At 57.4% G+C, this 17095-nt stretch carries 18 protein-coding genes and 1 tRNA gene; 6 read left to right on the forward strand and 13 right to left on the reverse strand.

All coding sequences use genetic code 11. From position 1 onward, the window contains the following. Window positions 1–2 precede the first annotated feature (2 nt). Window positions 3–1625 carry a Do family serine endopeptidase gene (locus ASO19_RS01420; protein WP_227449680.1) on the reverse strand — a complete coding sequence of 541 codons (1623 nt, stop codon included), beginning with the start codon at window positions 1623–1625 and terminating at the stop codon, window positions 3–5. Window positions 1626–1738: 113 nt separating this feature from the next. Between ASO19_RS01420 and ASO19_RS01425 the strand changes: the two genes are divergently transcribed. The 5 genes from ASO19_RS01425 (at window position 1739) to ASO19_RS01445 (ending at window position 4749) form a co-directional block, all read left to right on the forward strand. Continuing rightward, window positions 1739–2857: an Mrp/NBP35 family ATP-binding protein gene (locus tag ASO19_RS01425; RefSeq protein ID WP_103765234.1), complete on the forward strand. Its 1119-nt coding sequence runs from the start codon at window positions 1739–1741 to the stop codon at window positions 2855–2857. A gap of 42 nt (window positions 2858–2899) precedes the next feature. Next, window positions 2900–3106 (forward strand): hypothetical protein, encoded by a 207-nt coding sequence (locus ASO19_RS01430; protein ID WP_103765235.1) that lies wholly within the window; start codon window positions 2900–2902, stop codon window positions 3104–3106. 93 nt (window positions 3107–3199) lie between these two features. Then, window positions 3200–3274, forward strand: a tRNA-Thr gene (locus ASO19_RS01435). Window positions 3275–3430: 156 nt separating this feature from the next. Then, window positions 3431–4189, forward strand: coding sequence for a hypothetical protein (locus ASO19_RS01440; RefSeq protein ID WP_103765236.1), 759 nt, complete (start codon window positions 3431–3433; stop codon window positions 4187–4189). A gap of 77 nt (window positions 4190–4266) precedes the next feature. Then, the gene (locus ASO19_RS01445) at window positions 4267–4749 is read left to right on the forward strand and encodes a phosphate-starvation-inducible PsiE family protein (RefSeq protein WP_086431285.1); all 483 of its coding nucleotides are present in this window, start codon (window positions 4267–4269) and stop codon (window positions 4747–4749) included. Window positions 4750–4837: 88 nt separating this feature from the next. On the opposite strand, the gene ASO19_RS01450 is transcribed toward ASO19_RS01445, so the two are convergent. The 12 genes from ASO19_RS01450 to ASO19_RS01505 form a co-directional block, all read right to left on the reverse strand. Continuing rightward, window positions 4838–6682, reverse strand: coding sequence for a carbohydrate porin (locus ASO19_RS01450; RefSeq protein WP_248630644.1), 1845 nt, complete (start codon window positions 6680–6682; stop codon window positions 4838–4840). A 99-nt stretch (window positions 6683–6781) separates the two neighbouring features. Then, on the reverse strand, window positions 6782–7627 hold the full coding sequence (locus ASO19_RS01455) for a hypothetical protein (protein ID WP_043558241.1): 846 nt from the start codon (window positions 7625–7627) through the stop codon (window positions 6782–6784). Between the two features lie 95 nt (window positions 7628–7722). Beyond that, the gene (locus ASO19_RS01460) at window positions 7723–8112 is read right to left on the reverse strand and encodes a hypothetical protein (RefSeq protein WP_043558238.1); all 390 of its coding nucleotides are present in this window, start codon (window positions 8110–8112) and stop codon (window positions 7723–7725) included. Between the two features lie 48 nt (window positions 8113–8160). After that, the gene (locus ASO19_RS01465) at window positions 8161–8622 is read right to left on the reverse strand and encodes a chemotaxis protein CheD (RefSeq protein WP_043558235.1); all 462 of its coding nucleotides are present in this window, start codon (window positions 8620–8622) and stop codon (window positions 8161–8163) included. Further along, window positions 8619–9008 carry a response regulator gene (locus ASO19_RS01470; protein WP_043558231.1) on the reverse strand — a complete coding sequence of 130 codons (390 nt, stop codon included), beginning with the start codon at window positions 9006–9008 and terminating at the stop codon, window positions 8619–8621. Before ASO19_RS01470 ends, ASO19_RS01465 begins: the two co-directional genes overlap by 4 nt. Before the next feature lie 83 nt (window positions 9009–9091). After that, window positions 9092–10135, reverse strand: coding sequence for a protein-glutamate methylesterase/protein-glutamine glutaminase (locus ASO19_RS01475; protein ID WP_043558228.1), 1044 nt, complete (start codon window positions 10133–10135; stop codon window positions 9092–9094). A gap of 4 nt (window positions 10136–10139) precedes the next feature. Continuing rightward, the gene (locus tag ASO19_RS01480; protein WP_103765237.1) at window positions 10140–10982 is read right to left on the reverse strand and encodes a CheR family methyltransferase; all 843 of its coding nucleotides are present in this window, start codon (window positions 10980–10982) and stop codon (window positions 10140–10142) included. 10 nt (window positions 10983–10992) lie between these two features. Continuing rightward, the gene (locus ASO19_RS01485; protein ID WP_227431512.1) at window positions 10993–11520 is read right to left on the reverse strand and encodes a chemotaxis protein CheW; all 528 of its coding nucleotides are present in this window, start codon (window positions 11518–11520) and stop codon (window positions 10993–10995) included. A gap of 23 nt (window positions 11521–11543) precedes the next feature. After that, on the reverse strand, window positions 11544–13760 hold the full coding sequence (locus ASO19_RS01490; RefSeq protein ID WP_103765238.1) for a chemotaxis protein CheA: 2217 nt from the start codon (window positions 13758–13760) through the stop codon (window positions 11544–11546). A 12-nt stretch (window positions 13761–13772) separates the two neighbouring features. After that, complete coding sequence (locus ASO19_RS01495) at window positions 13773–14156, reverse strand: response regulator (RefSeq protein ID WP_043558224.1); 384 nt, start codon at window positions 14154–14156, stop codon at window positions 13773–13775. Further along, window positions 14146–14448, reverse strand: coding sequence for a hypothetical protein (locus ASO19_RS01500; RefSeq protein WP_086431288.1), 303 nt, complete (start codon window positions 14446–14448; stop codon window positions 14146–14148). The genes ASO19_RS01495 and ASO19_RS01500 overlap by 11 nt, the downstream gene beginning before the upstream one ends. Beyond that, complete coding sequence (locus tag ASO19_RS01505; RefSeq protein ID WP_043558218.1) at window positions 14448–15974, reverse strand: methyl-accepting chemotaxis protein; 1527 nt, start codon at window positions 15972–15974, stop codon at window positions 14448–14450. Before ASO19_RS01505 ends, ASO19_RS01500 begins: the two co-directional genes overlap by 1 nt. Before the next feature lie 439 nt (window positions 15975–16413). Here ASO19_RS01505 and ASO19_RS01510 point away from each other — a divergent pair, with 439 nt between their 5' ends. Continuing rightward, window positions 16414–17094 carry a hypothetical protein gene (locus ASO19_RS01510; RefSeq protein WP_103765239.1) on the forward strand — a complete coding sequence of 227 codons (681 nt, stop codon included), beginning with the start codon at window positions 16414–16416 and terminating at the stop codon, window positions 17092–17094. Window position 17095: the final 1 nt, after the last annotated feature.

Below are 17095 nucleotides of genomic sequence, written 5' to 3' on the forward strand. Positions count from 1 at the left end.
CATCACGGCTGGGGTTGCTGTCCCCCCAATGGCACAGCCACCCAGCGCAGCCCCTCACCATCCTGCACCAACAGAAGAATATCCGTCCGCTTCAGCTCACGGGCACGGTCCAGCGCAGCCTGCAGGGCCTCCGGTGTATTGACCTCCTGCTGCCCGACCTGAAGCACCAGATTCCCTTCCGTCAACCCACGGCTGGCAGCGGGGCTACCCTCATAGACACGCATCACCAGCACACCCCTCTGGCTGTCAGTCAGGCCATACTGCGTCCGGGCCGCTTCATCGACCACGCCCAGCTTCACCCCCAGTTCTTTCAGGGTCTTTACCGGATGTTCCGGCGGGTGCGTGTCGGAAGGAAGGGGATCCTTCTCATCGGGGTTGCGCCCCAGGGTCAGATCCAGCGTCTGATAGCTGCCACGCCGCCAAAGGGTGAAATGCACCGTCTCTCCCGGTTGATACCCCGCCACGAGCCGGGGCAGGGTCTGGCCTGTCACCGGCTGACCATTCAGGGCTGTCAGAATGTCCCCAACCTGCAAACCTGCCTTCCGGGCCGGCCCATCCTTGCTGACCTCGGCAACGATGGCCCCCGTTCCCCGTTCTTTTCCGGGCACATCCGCTTTCCAGAAATCAAGGTCTTCTGCCATGTTGCGGGTGACATCCTGATAGCGCACACCCAACCAGCCACGCCGGACATGGCCTGTCTGCCGCAACTGGTTGATGATGCCTCGGGCATCATCCGAAGGAATGGCAAAGCCGATGCCGATGGAATCCCCACCAGACCCGCCATAAATCAACGTATTGATCCCGATGACCTCACCCTTCAGATTGAAGAGCGGGCCACCTGAATTACCGTGATTGATGGCTGCGTCCGTCTGGATGAAGTCGTCATACAAACCGTGATCGACATTCCGCTTGCGGGACGAAATGATGCCAGCTGTCACCGTGCCACTCAGACCGAACGGATTGCCGATGGCCAGCACCCAGTCTCCGATGCGGGCATCGTCACTATGCCCCAGCGGGACGGACGGCAGGGGCCGGTCTGCCTTCACCTGAAGGACGGCAAGGTCCTCCTTGCTATCCCGCCCGACAATCCGTGCCGGATATTCCGTCCCATCCGACAGGGTCACGCTCACCTGCTGGGCATTGTCAATGACGTGATTGTTCGTCACCACCACGCCAGAAGGATCGATGATGAAGCCGGACCCCAGCGCCTGTACCTGACGGGCAGGGTGACCATCGGCATGACGGCGGTGGAGATAGTCATGGAAAAACTTCTCGAGCGGTGACCCTGGCGGGAAAGGGGATGATTGCGGCCCGGACGGTGTACTGCCATCCGGCCCGTCCGGCTGCTGTTCATCAGGGTGGATCACGCTGGAGACGGAAATATTCACCACAGCAGGCAGGAGCCGCTCCACCAGTGCCGCAAAACCGGGCATCATGGCCGCCTCATGCGCAGCACGGGTTGTCACGCTCCCCCCCTGCGGCAGCTCTTCCCCCGGCAGGGTCGGCATCGGCACATCATCCTGCGCCCAGGCTCCACCGGACTGGCCAAGAATACCAGAAAGCACGAAACAGGACAGCCAGCGGGCCACCCTCATGCGGGAGGAAGACAGAAGAGAAGAAGACATGAATCGGCTCATGCTGTAGAATCTACTCCACGGCGGACCGGACGTCATCCTTCCAGCCTGCAAGTTTGTGTTTTTTTGCCTCATGAGGGGCGTTGCATGAGAGGTCCTGCCCCATGACAGCCACCGACATCTCTTCCCTGAAAGACCTCATCTCCGACTTTCTCACAGCAGAAGAGCCTGCACGTCAGACCAGCATAGAAGCCCTGACACTGGAAAAGGGCCATCTCCACCTCATTCTGCGGACAACAGCTAAAGGTGCGGCGTTCCTCCAGGACGCTCAGACGACACTGGAGGACAGGCTCAGGCAGCACCCCGCCGTCAGCAGTCTGACCCTGTCCCTCACAGCTCATCGCCCGGCAGGCCCCGCCCCCCGCAAGGTCGGTGCAGAAAGCGGGCACCGGCCTCTGGCTCTCGGGAAGCGACTCACAGGCCGCTCCGCCCCCCCGGAAGCCTGCTTGCCCGATGTGCGGGCCGTCATTGCCGTGGCGTCCGGCAAGGGAGGCGTGGGGAAGTCCACCACAGCCGTCAATCTGGCATGCAGCCTGGCCCGGCTGGACCTTCGGACCGGCCTGCTGGATGCTGACATTTACGGCCCCTCTCTTCCCCACATGCTGGGTGAAACCCAGAAACCTGTTGTCGAGAATGGCAGGCTGCGCCCACTGGAACGCTGGGGCATGGAGACGATGTCCATCGGCTATCTGGTTGACAAGGAACAGGCCATGATCTGGCGTGGTCCCATGGTCATGGGCGCCCTGACCCAGCTCATGAGTGATGTGTCCTGGGGGGCGCTGGATGTACTGGTGGTCGATCTGCCACCCGGCACCGGAGATGCCCAGCTGACCCTGACCCGCAAGCTTTCGGACAAGCTGAAGGCCGGTGGGGCCGTCATCGTCTCCACCCCGCAGGACATTGCCCTGCTTGATGCCCGCCGGGGTGTCACGCTGTTTGAGAAGACCGAAACGCCCGTGCTGGGGCTGATCGAGAACATGTCCTATTTCTGCTGCCCGCACTGTCAGGAACGGACTGACCTCTTCGGCCATGGTGGGGCCCGCAAGGAAGCCGAGGCCCTCAACATTCCTTTCCTTGGGGAAATTCCCCTGCTGCGGGATATAAGATGCAGTGCTGATGAAGGAACCCCTCTTGTCCTGCGTGACCCGGATCATCCTGCATCACAGGCTTACAAAGCCATTGCCCGCACCCTGAAGGATAGACTGTTTCCCTCTTCGTGCTGACCGGCAATCCTGCCCACCTCTTTGACCAACCCACGGAAGCCCATGCCGACTTTCTGCCATCCCCGTTTCTTCCTCCTGACAGGCCTTGTGCTCTCCCTGCTCAACATGGGGGGCTGTAACAGACCCAACCAGGCCATCGGCCATCGTGGCCTTTCTTCTGATGGCTATGGCTTTGTACAGGATGGCCCTGTCCTTGCGCCCCCAGCCCATCTCATGCAGCACCAGGAGCCCGCCACCACGGGCCGCTGACCTGCCCGGCTGTTTCCTGGCCGGGATTTTTTCCCCACTCCCCTGATTTTCCACTTGATTTCTGGAGGGAAAAATGAGATGTACGCCCCCGTTGCCGGATTAGCACAGTGGTAGTGCAGCGGTTTTGTAAACCGAAGGCCGGGAGTTCGAATCTCTCATCCGGCACCACGATTTTCCCTTAAATTATACCCACTCCGCTGGCTCTCTGAGAGAAAGAGCTTTATGGAGTATTATGCTCGCCAAGCTGCTTGTACCACGACCTGTTTCAACTCTGTATTCCATTAGGGCAATGCTATGTTTTTTTGTATCCCCTGTCATGATTGTATGTTTAATGAACTAAAAGAGAAAAATATTTCTTACATCTCAGAGACAGTAAACAATGACATAATAAAAAAAGATCCAAGGTTCTATACCGAAGGTTTCAATGATGAAGGTTTTTTTCATTTCACATGCATCCATGGACACGAAAACCTAACTATATTACAAAACAGCAAATTCGAAATACTATCACAAATGGCTCTATATTCACTTGCAAAAGGTTTTTATAGGGAGTCCATATTCTCGTTTTCCACGTGCCTTGAAAGGTTATTCGAATACTTTATCCGATTTTATGCCCACAAAAATTCAATAGATGAAAAGCAAATTGAAAAGTCTTGGAAGAATGTCCGCAATCAATCAGAAAGGCAAATCGGTGCTTTTGTATTTATGTATCTCCTCCAAAAAAAAGAAACACCTCTCCTGTTGGACACAAACATCACCAAAATCAGAAATGATGCTGTCCACAAAGGAAAATTCCCCACCAAAGAAGAAGCTATGGTTTTTGCTGAAAAAGTAATAAAAGTTGCCCACCCTATTATGGATTCCATGGTGAATGATGGAATTAACATCAACAGCCCTCCCTCTCCTGATTTTACAGAAAGACTTAAGAAGGCCATAGCAAGACATAAAAAAATACGCCCAGCTTTCATTGGAATCTCGACCCTTCTTTCACTGAACAATTATCGTACGCAGTATAATATTTTTACTGACACCAGAAATGAATTAGAACGGAGGATGAAACATATGTTGACTTATGGTAGATAATTCTCAAATTCCCAATACATACTGCAAAAGAATATTGAAAAATCATTAGCACCCACATCAAAGGCATCCCCTACTCCATGAAAAGCACCCTGCCCGGCTTCGTCACACTGTCCCGCTTGTTCGACATGTTTGAAGGAGCGGCCATGCTGGTCCTGTCCATCTGCATCACGCTGGTGGCCTGCCTGGGGCTGCTGCATGTCGTGGTGGCAGTGGCAAAGCTCATCATCCATGCCGGCCTCAGCCCCACGGAGCCTGCCATATTGCAGGAAGTCTTCGGGCTGTTCTTCACCGTCCTGATCGCCTTGGAATTCCGCCACTCCATCCTCGTTCTTCCCGGTTCGGAATCACAGGGAATGATCCGCATGAGGTCCGTCCTGCTCATCGGCATGATGGCAGCCGTACGCAAGTTCATCGTGCTGGACCTGAATGGCGTGAATGTCCGTGAACTTCTGGCGCTTTCAGCCGCTGTTCTGTCACTCTCCGCCGCTTACTGGCTCGTCCGTGGCAAAGCCATGACCCGCACGGACCCTACGCCTCAGCCTCCTCCATCCAACCAGTAAGCCCATAAAAAAACCCCTTTCCGGCCTGTGGCTGGAAAGGGGCCCGAGCCTCCTGCTTCCCCTCTGCATCGGGAAGCAGGAAGCGTCATCAGAAGAGCTGGATGTGGGACTTGAAGCCCAGCATGGCGGCATCCTTCAGGACACGCTGCATCCCCGGATGGAAGTAATACTGGAAATCCGGCGCAAAGGTCACACCCCGCATGACATGGATGCGGTAGGTGGCCTCCAGCGTGCTGCCCCAGCGCTGCACACCATAAGACCCCCACAGGAGCGGCGCCCCGCCACTCGCATAATAGGCGGTCGCCCCCTCCGGAGCCATCCCATGATCCACCTGGAACCGCTGCGCAGCACGGGTATAGCTGCTGGAACCGGTATAGGAGAAGGAAACACCCACCGTATCCAGCGGGCGGGCTGGCCAGAAGCCCGTATCCACAAGACCGAATGCATACAGCTTGCCACGCATGGCTGTGGCTGGCTTGTTCCAGTATGCATCAAAGAAGGCCACCAGTCCCCCTTCTGGCGTGTCCTGTGTCTTGTTCTTCATGATCATCTGGTCCGCGAGGAACCACATGCTCCAGTTGAAATTACGACGGATACCCGTACCGGGAACCTCATCGCCCACCCCCTGACAGGTCGGGCAGTTGGGAATGGTCATCCGGGTCCGCCATGCATTGCGCCGATTGGGAGGACTATACACACCAAGATAATGGTCGGACGTATCCGGGGAGAACCCAAATTTGTAGTGACCCGGCAGCTGCTGTTTACCAAACTCAGGCTCCCAGCCAACCTCGATCGGGGTCACGACCCCGCTGATGGTCCCGCCATTGAACTTGAACCCGCTGCGATTCTGCTGCACGCCATAAATACCGCGCTCGGGAAAATAGACACCGACCTGGATGTAGGTACTGTCTGTAGGACGGCCACGAATACGGGCCCCCCAGCTTGACCCCGGATAGGATGACCGTGTGTACGTATCCGTAACGGCCTTGGGGTTTCCGCAGAAAGCGTTGTTCATGAAGTTACAGTAGATCGGGCTGATGGCGAAGTCCGAATCCATGGACATGCGGCCTGCTGCGATATTCAGCCGTCCACCCCAGAGAGTCTCTTCCCCGTAGAAATAGACGAGATGGAACGCCACGTTACCACCACCACCATAGATTTCCTGGCTGGGGTTCACATTGTCGCCAAACATCCTGCTGGCTGGAATACCGTAACGGCCTACACCGATGACATGGGTCTGGAACCCGGGGATCCCGGCCAGCTTGTACCAGTCAATGTCATTCTCGAAACCATACTGTCCCGTATTGGAGGACCCCTGCCTCAACCCCAGCCCTTTCCTCGGAGAGGTGATGGCACCAGAAAATTCGTTGGTGTTGTCCAGCAGGACGACCACACCACGGTCCCGCAGCCACTCATTCCAACGCATTTTCTGGAAGAGTGCTTCTGGCCGGGGCAGCGGCGGCCCATCATTATTGGTCGGATCCCCTTCATGCAAAGGAATGTTCACGCGCTCGAGCAGCTCACGCCCGTTCTCACCGAACACACCGAATTCTTCCGTCGGATAATTGGAATATGGCCGACGCCGCAACCCCATGTCATGGATATAATGGGCCGCCGTCTTCTCGGCATCCACTACCTTCGGTTTCTGCACCACGGATACCTGCTGGACAGGTTTTCCGTCCCGTGTAAGGATAACCTGTCGCTCTGGTGCTTTCTCTGTCTGCTTTACGACGGCAGGTGTCTGCATGGCATGAGACAGGGCACCCTGGGCCGAATAGAGCAGAGGCTGACCTGCCCGGCTGCCATCAGCGGCCATCGAAGGCGAAGCCCCAAAAGACATTGCCGCCACGGATGGCAGCAGAACAGAGCAGGCCCCCACACGGGACCTGTTTAAAAAAATACGCAGAATAGTCAGCATGGAAAACGCTGCCATATTCCCACTTCTCCCCAACAACTGGCCCGATTGCACAAAACACACCGCAAAAGTGGCCCCGTCACTTCTTATAGGGAAAATCTGACGAAAAAAAGTAGCTCATACAGCCTGCTTGCTCTGAAAGAAATCAAGTGACCTGCTGAGCACATCACGGCACACCCGCTCGGGACAGCCGGCTGTCTTGAGGATATGTTCCTCCGGACAGAAGGCAAGCATGCGCGCCACCCTGCCCATCATGCCAGGGTACAGCCCCATATAGGCCTCCACCAGACATTTCTTTGGCAGAACCGCCGTACTGCTACAGGCCGGGGCTGAAGGGCCAAGCTTCAGCAGTGCCAGATTTTCCATGACGATGCCACAGATGGCCAGACGCATCTTCTGCAACGCCCGGGCTGACAGGACGTCCATTCCGTACAGCCACGTCACCAGAACATTGACCCAGACACCCAGGGAAAGCGCTTTGACATCCAGCTTCGTCAGCTCATAAAAGCCGCTGCTGGTCTGACCGGGCAAGGTATCCACAAACCATGAAGCAAGGTCAAAACAGGCTGCCAGCCGCCCGATGTTCAACGCTTCTCCTATGGAACAACGCTGGAACATGCTGGCAGGGATGAAAGAAATGACAATCTCATCCACCTCCCGCACCAAAGGAGGGTGATGACGCAGGATCGAATCATAGACACTGTCATTGCCGCTGCCATCTCCCTGGCCGACAAGACACCGTTTCTCCTGCCCCAGTCCGCCCGTGCCGGGAAATGGCCATTGCCCCTCGAGAAGGACAGGGAGCATCTGTACACCCATCCCCACAAGCCCTGCGGATTCATGATACCCGGCCAGAAAACGTCTGGCCGGCCCCGCAACGTGGCCATGCGGCTGAAAAACGGCACCCCGGGCGGTTTCGGCAATGACGCCAATAAGATTCGCCCCCTGTTCCCTCCCTGCCATCAGCTCTCTCCAGATGCTCCGATGCGGCCAGCCACAGCTTGCGGTACCACACCGGATAACCTTGCCCTACTTGGCACATAGAACATAGGTCAGGGTCAGAACAAGGTAAAATTGCCCCTGTCTTCTTTCAGGTCCGCCGTCTGGCCATACCGCAGCATATCCCTTATCTGCGAAAGCTTTACACCCGCCAGAACGGTACCCATCCCATAACGGGGATTGCCGATCTCCGGAGCCGCCTGTTCCACCTGCTCCAGCACGGTACGGACGGCTTCAACCTCCTGTGTCAGGGCATCAAGACTCTGGAGCCGTTCCATCTGCCCGGCATCCAGCTCTCCCGTGCCGACATAATCTGAAACGACATCCTGAACATCCGAGAGCCGACCACAGACATCATCCAGAATGGCCCCCAGCCTCTTCATCAGCACCGAGGCCCTTATGCTGTCTGCCTCCCCGACAGGCTGGGTTCCTGTATCTTTGGGCATCATCTTTCTCTCTCCATACCGGCCTCTCCCATCATCACGACCGGTCGCCGGTCAGCACAGGTTCTGAAGAACTTTTCCTGTCGTTGGCCAGAAACGGATACGCCGCACCTGGTTGCCACCAAAACTGTAAGACACACAGCGGATCTCCTCCCGCCGGAAATAATCCAGAAGAAAACCGACATTCTCCTGACCAATGTCACTGGCAATGGACAGCACGGCCGCTCCACCAAACGCCTTGCACTGGAAACGCTCCCGCACGCCCCCTGCCTTCATGAGCCCGGTTTCCAGCCCTTTCATGGCGTTTACCCCGTACAGATAGGCAGCTGCATCCATGCTCCCCATGCAGTCCTCTCCGGGCAGAAGGAAATGGTTCATACCCCCTACCCCTGCCTGAAGATCATACATGCAGACTGAAATGCACGACCCCAGCAACGTGCCGAACACCACGCCGGGGTCATCCGAAATGGCGATTTCGCCCTGGATAACAGTCGTGATCTTCAGCAGGTCCGTCACCTGATAGGCCCGAAAACTTTCTCCAGGGTTTCCTTCAGCTTGGCGACCGTATAGGGCTTGGCCAGAAAATTGTTGACCCCCGCCGCAACGGCCTTCTGCACCAGCCCGGCATTTGCCTCACCTGTCAGAATGATGAACGCCAGTTTGGCTGTCTTCGGGTTGGAGCGCACGGCCTCCAGCAGGGCCAGCCCATCCATGCCCGGCATGTTGAAATCTGAAATCACGAGATGGATGGGGTTGGCCTCCAGATATTCCAGAGCCTCCTTCCCATCCTTACGCTGCACGACCCCTTTGAAGCCGAGCGCCGCCATGTGGCTGGCCAGAACCTGCCGGATGGAGGCCTGATCATCTACAATTAAAGCGCGAATCTGAGATGCGGACGGCATTTATGAACCTTTCTGCCTTCTGATAATCACTCTTTGTCAGGATGGCCTGACATCAGGAACGCCACGTCAGGCGTTCATCTTTCCTAGTGCAGGCCCATGGCCAGGCCGGGAATGTCCATCAGGGAGCCAACCTTTTCCACAGCTCCCAGCTCGGCAGCGACACGGGGCATACCATAGACGACCGAGGAGGCCCTGTCCTGCCCTATGGTCCGTGCCCCGGCCCGCCGCATGGCCAGCAACCCTTCTGCACCATCCTGCCCCATGCCTGTCAGGATGATCCCCAGTGAGGTCCTGCCTGCCGTCTGGGCAATGGAATGGAAGAGCCTGTCCACCGATGGCCGATGACCACCAACAGGCTCCCCAGACCGCAACCTTGTGAAAAGCCGTGGGGCATGTCCCTCCAGCACGAGATGGGCCTCCCCACCGGGAGCAATACGGACCATGCCGGGAGCCAGCATCTCCCCATCCTGCGCCTCGGCAACGGAAAGCTGCGGGATCAGGCTATCCAGACGGGCAGCAAAACTGGACGTATAAAGCGAAGGCATATGCTGGCATATGACGATGGGCGGACTCTTGGCCGGGAAGTCTTTTATCACCTCTTCAACAGCTTCCACCCCACCGGTGGAAGAGCCAATCCCCACCACATCGAACGGTGTCCGCCACGACGCCGTACCGCTGCCTGCGACAGGCTCTGTCCGTACAGGCCGGGGGCCCGGGGTCGCCTGCCGGTGGCCGGGCTGATAGCGGGCGGCTTCCAGCACGATCTGCCCCAACCCGGCAAAGGCTTCCCCGGCCCCGCCCTGCTTGGGAAAACATTCAAAAGCTCCCATCTGGAGAGCCGTGATGGCCGTATTGGCCCCCCGTGTGGTCATGCTGGACACCATCACCACCGGGATCGGCCGCAGCCGCATGATCTTTTCCAGAAACTGGAGCCCGTTCATGCCCGGCATCTCGATATCCAGCGTGATGACATCAGGCTGGTCGGCGATGATGAGGTCCCGTGCCTCGATGGGGTTCGATGCCATGCCAATGACATCAATCTCGGGATATTTGAGAAAAGAGCGCCTTATCAGCTCTCTGGCGGTTCTTGAATCATCCACTACAAGAACCTTGACCCGTTCTTTCATGGCCTCAACCCTTTTTCATGTAGATTGTCGGCGCCACAGCCTCGAGATGGCACTCCCTGATGCAGTCCACCCGCTCGGAATGACCCACATAGAGAAATCCGCCCGGCACCAGCCGTTCGGCAAGCCGCTTCCACAAGGCATTGCGGGTTTCGTCATCGAAATAGATCACGACATTCCGGCAGAAAATGACATCAAACTGACCTTTGAAAGGCCAGTCCCGATTCAGGTTGAGCTGCCGGAACGTGACAAGGCGCCGTATCTCCCGTGCCATGCTGAACTGCGCCATCTCCACGGGTTCCATGTAGGCATCCCGCCAGCGCTGCGGCACACTCTGCACCTCCTCGCCGGGGTACTGGCCAATGCGCCCTGTCTCCACCACTGCGTGGTTGATGTCCGTTGCCAGAATCTTGAGATCCATCCGCAAGGCATCCGGCAGCTCCGCCATGATGGACATGGCCATGCTCCATGGCTCCTGCCCTGTCGAACAGGCTGCCGACCAGAAACGCCCCCGCCCTCCGGCACGCAGTTTCTGCCCCAGCTGGGGCAGGACATGCGTCTCCAGATGTTCAAAATGACTTTTCTCCCGGAAGAACTGCGTCACATTGGTTGTCAGAACACAGATGAGCTCCTTCAGCTCCTCCTGCCCCTCCCTCATGCTGACGTAATCCAGATAATCACGGAAGGACGCCCGCCCGGTAGCACGGATGCGCCGGGACACACGGGAAAACACGAGACTGCGCTTGGAGATGGGCAGACTGATTCCTGCTTCCTGCCGGGCGATCTCCTGCACACGCCGGAAATCAGCCTCCGAGTAGGAGAAACCGCCCTGTGGCTCCATGTTTATCATCGGCCTGCCCTCATCCTGCGGCCGTACCGACGGCCCCATCTCCCAGCAGGCGGGTCAGAACAGTATCCAGCCGCAGGATGCGGATGACACGCTCCCCAATGCTGACAAGACCACTCAGCTCAGCTGCACCACCATCAACGGAAATGGGCTGTATCTCATCCAGGGCAATCTCCGTGATGCCGATCACACTGTCCACAAGCAGCCCGCATGTAGCACGGTTCTGGCCATCCTCAATGATGATGACCACACGCCGCTCATTGTCGGCCTCCGGCACGGCCCCCAGATAGTTGGCAAGATTGACGACCGTTACGATATTGCCGCGGATATTGATGGCCCCTTCCACATAGGCAGGGCAATGCGGCAGGTAGGTCGGGTCTTCGAACTCCCTGATTTCCTTGATGCTCAGGATGGGAATGCAGTATCGCTGGTCCCCTACGGTGAAGATGATCATCTGCTCCCGTCCCCCGGAGGGAAGGGCCGAAGCCCCGTTCACCTGTCCGTCTGTCTGTTTCTTTTCTTCCAGAGACATAAGATCCATGACTTTCTTTCCTGACCTGCCTGTTATGCTGCCCGCTCTGCGATGGCTTCCAGCGCGCGGGTATCAACACGTTTCGTTGCGGAAACAATCAGTGTTGAAACATCAAGAATGAGAGACACGCTGCCATCCCCAAGAATGGTTGCAGCCGAAACACCCTTGATCTGGCGGTAATTCTTCTCGATGCTTTTGATGACAACCTGAGCCTGGTCGCGGACACCATCCACCACCAGCGCTGCCCGGGCACCAGCCTCGTTCTCCACGACAAGGACAATCAGCTGCCCCTCTTCCCCGGCGCGACCCATGTGATGGGTCTCTTCCTGCACACTCTCAACCTCCGGGAGGGTCAGCTCATCTCCCAGATAGATCAGCGGGATGCAGCGCCCCCGCACGGAAACGACATGACTGCCATCCGGAATGGTGTACACATCATCCTTCAGCTGCACCGTGACAAGTTCCACAACGGATGATACCGGCACAACCATGGTGGACCCACGGCACTCGATGAGCATCCCATCCAGCACGGCGAGGGTCAGCGGCAGGCTGAGGGTGAAGAGTGTCCCCTTGCCCTGCGTGCTCTTGATGTTCACACGCCCACCAAGATTCTGGATGGCCTGCTTGACCACATCCATCCCGACACCCCGCCCCGAAAGGTCGGATACGGTTTCAGCGGTGGAAAAGCCCGGAGCGAAGATCAGCTCGTTGATCTCATTTTCCCCGAGCGATGCCCCGGAGGGGACAATCCCCCGTTTGATGGCTGTCTGAAGGACACGCTGGGTATTGATCCCACCGCCATCATCCCTGATCTCGATGAGAATGCGCCCGGAACGGTGACGGGCGGAGAGCCATATCGTACCCTGAGCCGGTTTCCCTGCCGCAAGACGGGCCTGCGGGGTCTCAATCCCGTGGTCCACCGCATTGCGCAGCATATGGGTCAGCGGATCCGTCAGGTTTTCGATAAGGGTCCGGTCAACCTCTGTCTCCTCCCCTTCCAGCACGAGCGCCACATCCTTGTCCGCCAGGCTGCTGGCCTCCCGCACTACACGCTGCATCCGCTGGAACACGTTGCGGACAGGCTGTGCACGGATCGCCATGACGGCTTCCTGAATATCCCGTGTCAGTGTCTTGATGACAGCCAGCCGCTTGAGCAGTTCCGGGTCATACAAGGCTCCCTCCCGTGTCAGGGCTGATTCAAGAGAGGCCTGGCCAATGACCATCTCCCCGACCATGTCCATCAACATGCCGATCCGCCCGATATCAACACGGATGGAAGCGTTCTGCTCCCGCTTGCGCCCCGATTTTGCCGGAGCAGCAGGAGCGGCGGCCTGTGCCTCACTTTCCACGGTCTCGGCAGGCACGGGAACCGCCGGAGCCATCTCCTGGACAGCCGGACTTTCCACAGCATCCGCCTCGACCGTATCGTCAGTCTGCTCCTCACGGGCAATCTGAAAATCGCAGACATCACCAACCCAGTCGAAGACGGCCTGGATATCATCCTCGGCCGTGCCGCCCGGGGGTTCCGGCAGACGGACCGTCCAGCCCAGGCAAGCCTCCTCAGGCGCCAGCTCTGACAGCACGGGCAGGTCCTGCGTGTTGCAGGTTACATCCATGGCCCCGGCATCTTCGGCCGGCAGCAGCTCCTTCAGCCCCAGCAGAAGATTCCGGGCGTCATCGCCACGGCTATATAGTTCAGCCTGTGGCCGGAAGGTCACGACCAGCTTCGGCCGGGAAGATTCACCGCTCTCTTCGGCTGGCTCATCAAAATCGAAGCCACCCAGATCTACCGTCACGGGGGTAAAATCTTCCGGAACAGGGGTTTCCCCCACGTCAGAAGCAGCGGGGGCATCCCCCCCTTGACCGATGATCGCCTCCAGCTTGCGGACAGTCTCGTCTATCCGCCCGCCATCAACCTCATCCCCGGCCTGTTTCGCCTCGGCCACCAGATCACTGAGAAGGTCCATCGCCAGAAAGAACGTCTTGATGATGGCCGGGTCCGGCTCCACCTGACCGGACCGCAGACCATCCAACGCACTTTCATAGACATGGGCAAAACGGACGAGACGGTCCAGACCGAAGGACGCCGCTCCACCCTTGATGGAATGTACCGCCCGGAAAATGGCATTGATGGTTTCCTGACTGGACTCCTCTGCAGAAAGTTCACCCAGCCCGCTTTCCAGCTCGGGGAGCAGCTCATCACATTCCTCAAAGAATATCTTGAGAATATCATCCATGACGTCGCCCATATCCACGCTCCCTTACGCTGTAACCCGCCGGATGGCCCATACGAGCTTCTCGGCATTGAAGGGCTTGGCTATCCACCCCGTAGCCCCGAGGGATCTGGCCCGGTTCTTCTTCTCCTCATCCGTTTCGGTCGTCAGGCAGATGATGGGAATACTGGAGAAAGCCTCCAGTTTCCGCACCGCCTCGATGAACTGGAAACCGTCCATCCGGGGCATGTTGATGTCCGTGATGATGGCCTGCGGCATGGGGTCCGCCTGCTGCAGCACCTCCAGCCCTTCAACACCATCACCCCCCTGGATGACATCATAACCGGCCTCACTGAGGGCCTTGCGCAGGACACCCTGCATGGTGCGGGAGTCATCAACCGTCAGGACTCTCACCTTCGGTTCATCCGTCATGGCGGCTCTCCTTCTCATCCATCGATTCCAGAAGCTGCTGCTGGACACCAAACAGCGTGAAGGCTTCCGCTGCCTTGTCAGAACACGGGCCAACTTTCAGCCCGCTGGCCAGAAGGAGCTGAAGGCACAGCCCCCCGACATAATCGACCCCGGAAGCATCCAGCAGTGGCGTCGTCCCGTCTGCCGCCCCGATCTCCTCCAGCAGAAGAGCCTTCAGCCCCGCCGCCGCACCGGTATCCAGACGCTGCGGCAGAGAAATGAGGGGGATTCCCTCCTGTACTGCCGCCGCCATCAGAAATGATCCCAGCCTGCTTCATCATCAGAGTGGGTCGGCAATATCTTGCCATCCTGCTGGATCTCACCACGCTGGCTGCTCAGCATTGGCGTGCTGCTCTTCGGCTGTGTCTGGGCAGCTGTCTCATTGGGAAGGGCCGGACGCTCATGAGAAAGCTTCAGGCTCTGGCTGGAACCAATGGTGAAAGTTGCCAGTGTCTGACGCAGCTTGACGGTCTGGGTGGTCAGGTTATGGCTGGCTGCCGTGGATTCTTCGACCATCGCCGCATTCTGCTGGGTCATGCCATCCATGCTGCTCACAGCATCGGAGACTTCTGCCAGGCTGCGGGCCTGTTCCTCAGTCGCCTTGGAGACAACCTCCACCCGATCCGCCAGGGCTTCCGTCCCTTCTTCCACATCCTTGAGCAGACCGCTGGTCCGGGCCACAAGGCGGACACCCTCCTGCACATGGGCTGTGGCGGTTTCCAGCACGTCACGGATCATGTCAGCCGCCTTGGCGGACTGCTCTGCCAGGGACTGGACCTCCTTGGCGACCACGGCAAAACCACGTCCGGCTTCACCGGCACGGGCCGCCTCCACACTGGCATTGAGTGCCAGCACGTTGGTCTTGAACGCAATGTCACTGACAGAGCGTGTGATCTGCACGATATCATCAGACGAGGTCTTGATGGAGTTCATCGCCACGCTGGTCTGTTCCATCCCGTTAGAGGCCGTCTTGACCTTTTCCAGCGTTGCCTTGGTCTCGCTGCTGGCATGGGAACAGTTGCTGGCCGTGACCTTGAAGCCGGAAGCGATCGATTTGACAGAAGCCGTTACCTGGCCAAGGCTTGCGGCCTGACGCTCCGTACGCTTTGCCAGATCATCTGATGCCGTGGAGATTTCACTGGCCCCGTTGGCGATCATGTTGGAGCTTTCCGCCACGACGGACAAAGCGCCGCCAAGGCCTGTCAGGGATTCATTGAAAGCCTCCCGCACGGGACCGAATTCACCATCAAACAGGGCACTGGTAATGCGGATGGACAGATTGCCCTGTGCCAGAAGCTGCATGACACGGTTCAGCTCTTCCACGACGGCATGTGTGCGGGCCTCACGCTCCTTGAGCTTTTCCGTCGTTTCCAGCGCCTTGTTCACAGCCTCGCTGTGCGCCTTTTCTGCTGCCTTCTGCTCCTGGAGGCTCAGGGCGAAAGAGGCCAGCATCCGGCCAACGCGTCCAACACAGTTTGTCCTGTTCTCATACAGGCTGAGATCAGGACTTTCACCACGGCTCAGGCCCATACCCATTGCCGTCAGCTTTTCAATGGGTTCGGTCAGGGCCTTGGTAAGGAAAAACCATACGGTCCAGACAAGCACCATCCCAAAGAGAAGTGTTGCCATATTGATGATGGAAACACGGCTGAAGATGCCACTCTGAACATAACCGACACCCTCCACGAGAAGCTGCACGGCGAGATAGAGCTCGATGGCCAGCATTGCCACCCGTACCTGCACGCGGAACGGGGCTGACTTATACAACCAGTTGAACATGAAAACGTCCCATCCCTCTAGAAATTTCATTCCTTCCGTCAACATGACCAAAGGCTTGGCTGATGACAGAGACTCAAGACATGAATTCTAAAAAAGACCATGCAAATGCATGGTTTAGACTTGATTATGCCCAAAACATGATGAAATTTTTAACGGAATAAAAGACATTTTTTTGAAAACAATGAATAAACTATCAAAACTTAACCTGTTTTAAGGGTAAATCTGTATTTTATTTACTATCGACAGCTGTAAGATCACATGACTCCGGTCATGATCCCACAGCTTCAGATTGCTGAATTGGCACACCTCCCCGAGGAACTGTAAAATCGTGCGGACGTATTTTCTGCAGAACACCATCACAACTGCTTTATGACCTGATGTTGTTCAGAATTTTACGATATGGGATCAGCCTTTCACCAATCCATCTTTTGAGACCAGCATGAAAAAACAGAAAAAGTGCCTCCCCAAACCCCTCTGCACCATTCTGGCCCTTGCGCTGCTGCTCCTGCCCGGCGCAGGCCGTGCAGGGTCCACAATTCAGGATGTCCGTGATACGGTCCGGGTCATTCCCATCAAGCTGGACACGGAAGCGCAGGTTCCCATCCAGAAAGGGGAAGTCCTGAAACTTCTCAAGCTCTATCACGACAATGCCAATGCGTGGTCATGGAACGAATATCTCGCCTTTGAACCCTGCCCCCGCGAAGCAGCCCTTCTCTGTGCCGTGCCTTTCCGGGACACGCAGGGAAAGGAGTACAGCCTGAGAGATGCACCACATGACGGTGAAGATGCCCTGACCACCGTTGGTTTCTACACAGTGCAGAGCGCACAGGGACGATGGAACCTGTTCATGATCCGCATGGAACGGCCTCTGGGGGATTCAACCTACGCAAAAACGGAAACAACAGCCCATGTCAGCCTCTTCAGGCTGGCTCCCCATGACACAGACGGGGCCACGCCGGAAAATAACTACTTCGAGGAAATTGCTACCCTGCCCATGGGCGGATACTGCAACAGCACGGTAGCTCTGGCCTCCTTCCTCAAACAGCCTCTCCCCCCCCGGCACAGCACCCGATGGCTGCATGCAGGGCCAGTAAGACACATCACAGCTCCCTCCCAATGAT

This window comes from Parasaccharibacter apium, from assembly GCF_002917995.1.
Taxonomy (GTDB): domain Bacteria; phylum Pseudomonadota; class Alphaproteobacteria; order Acetobacterales; family Acetobacteraceae; genus Bombella; species Bombella apis.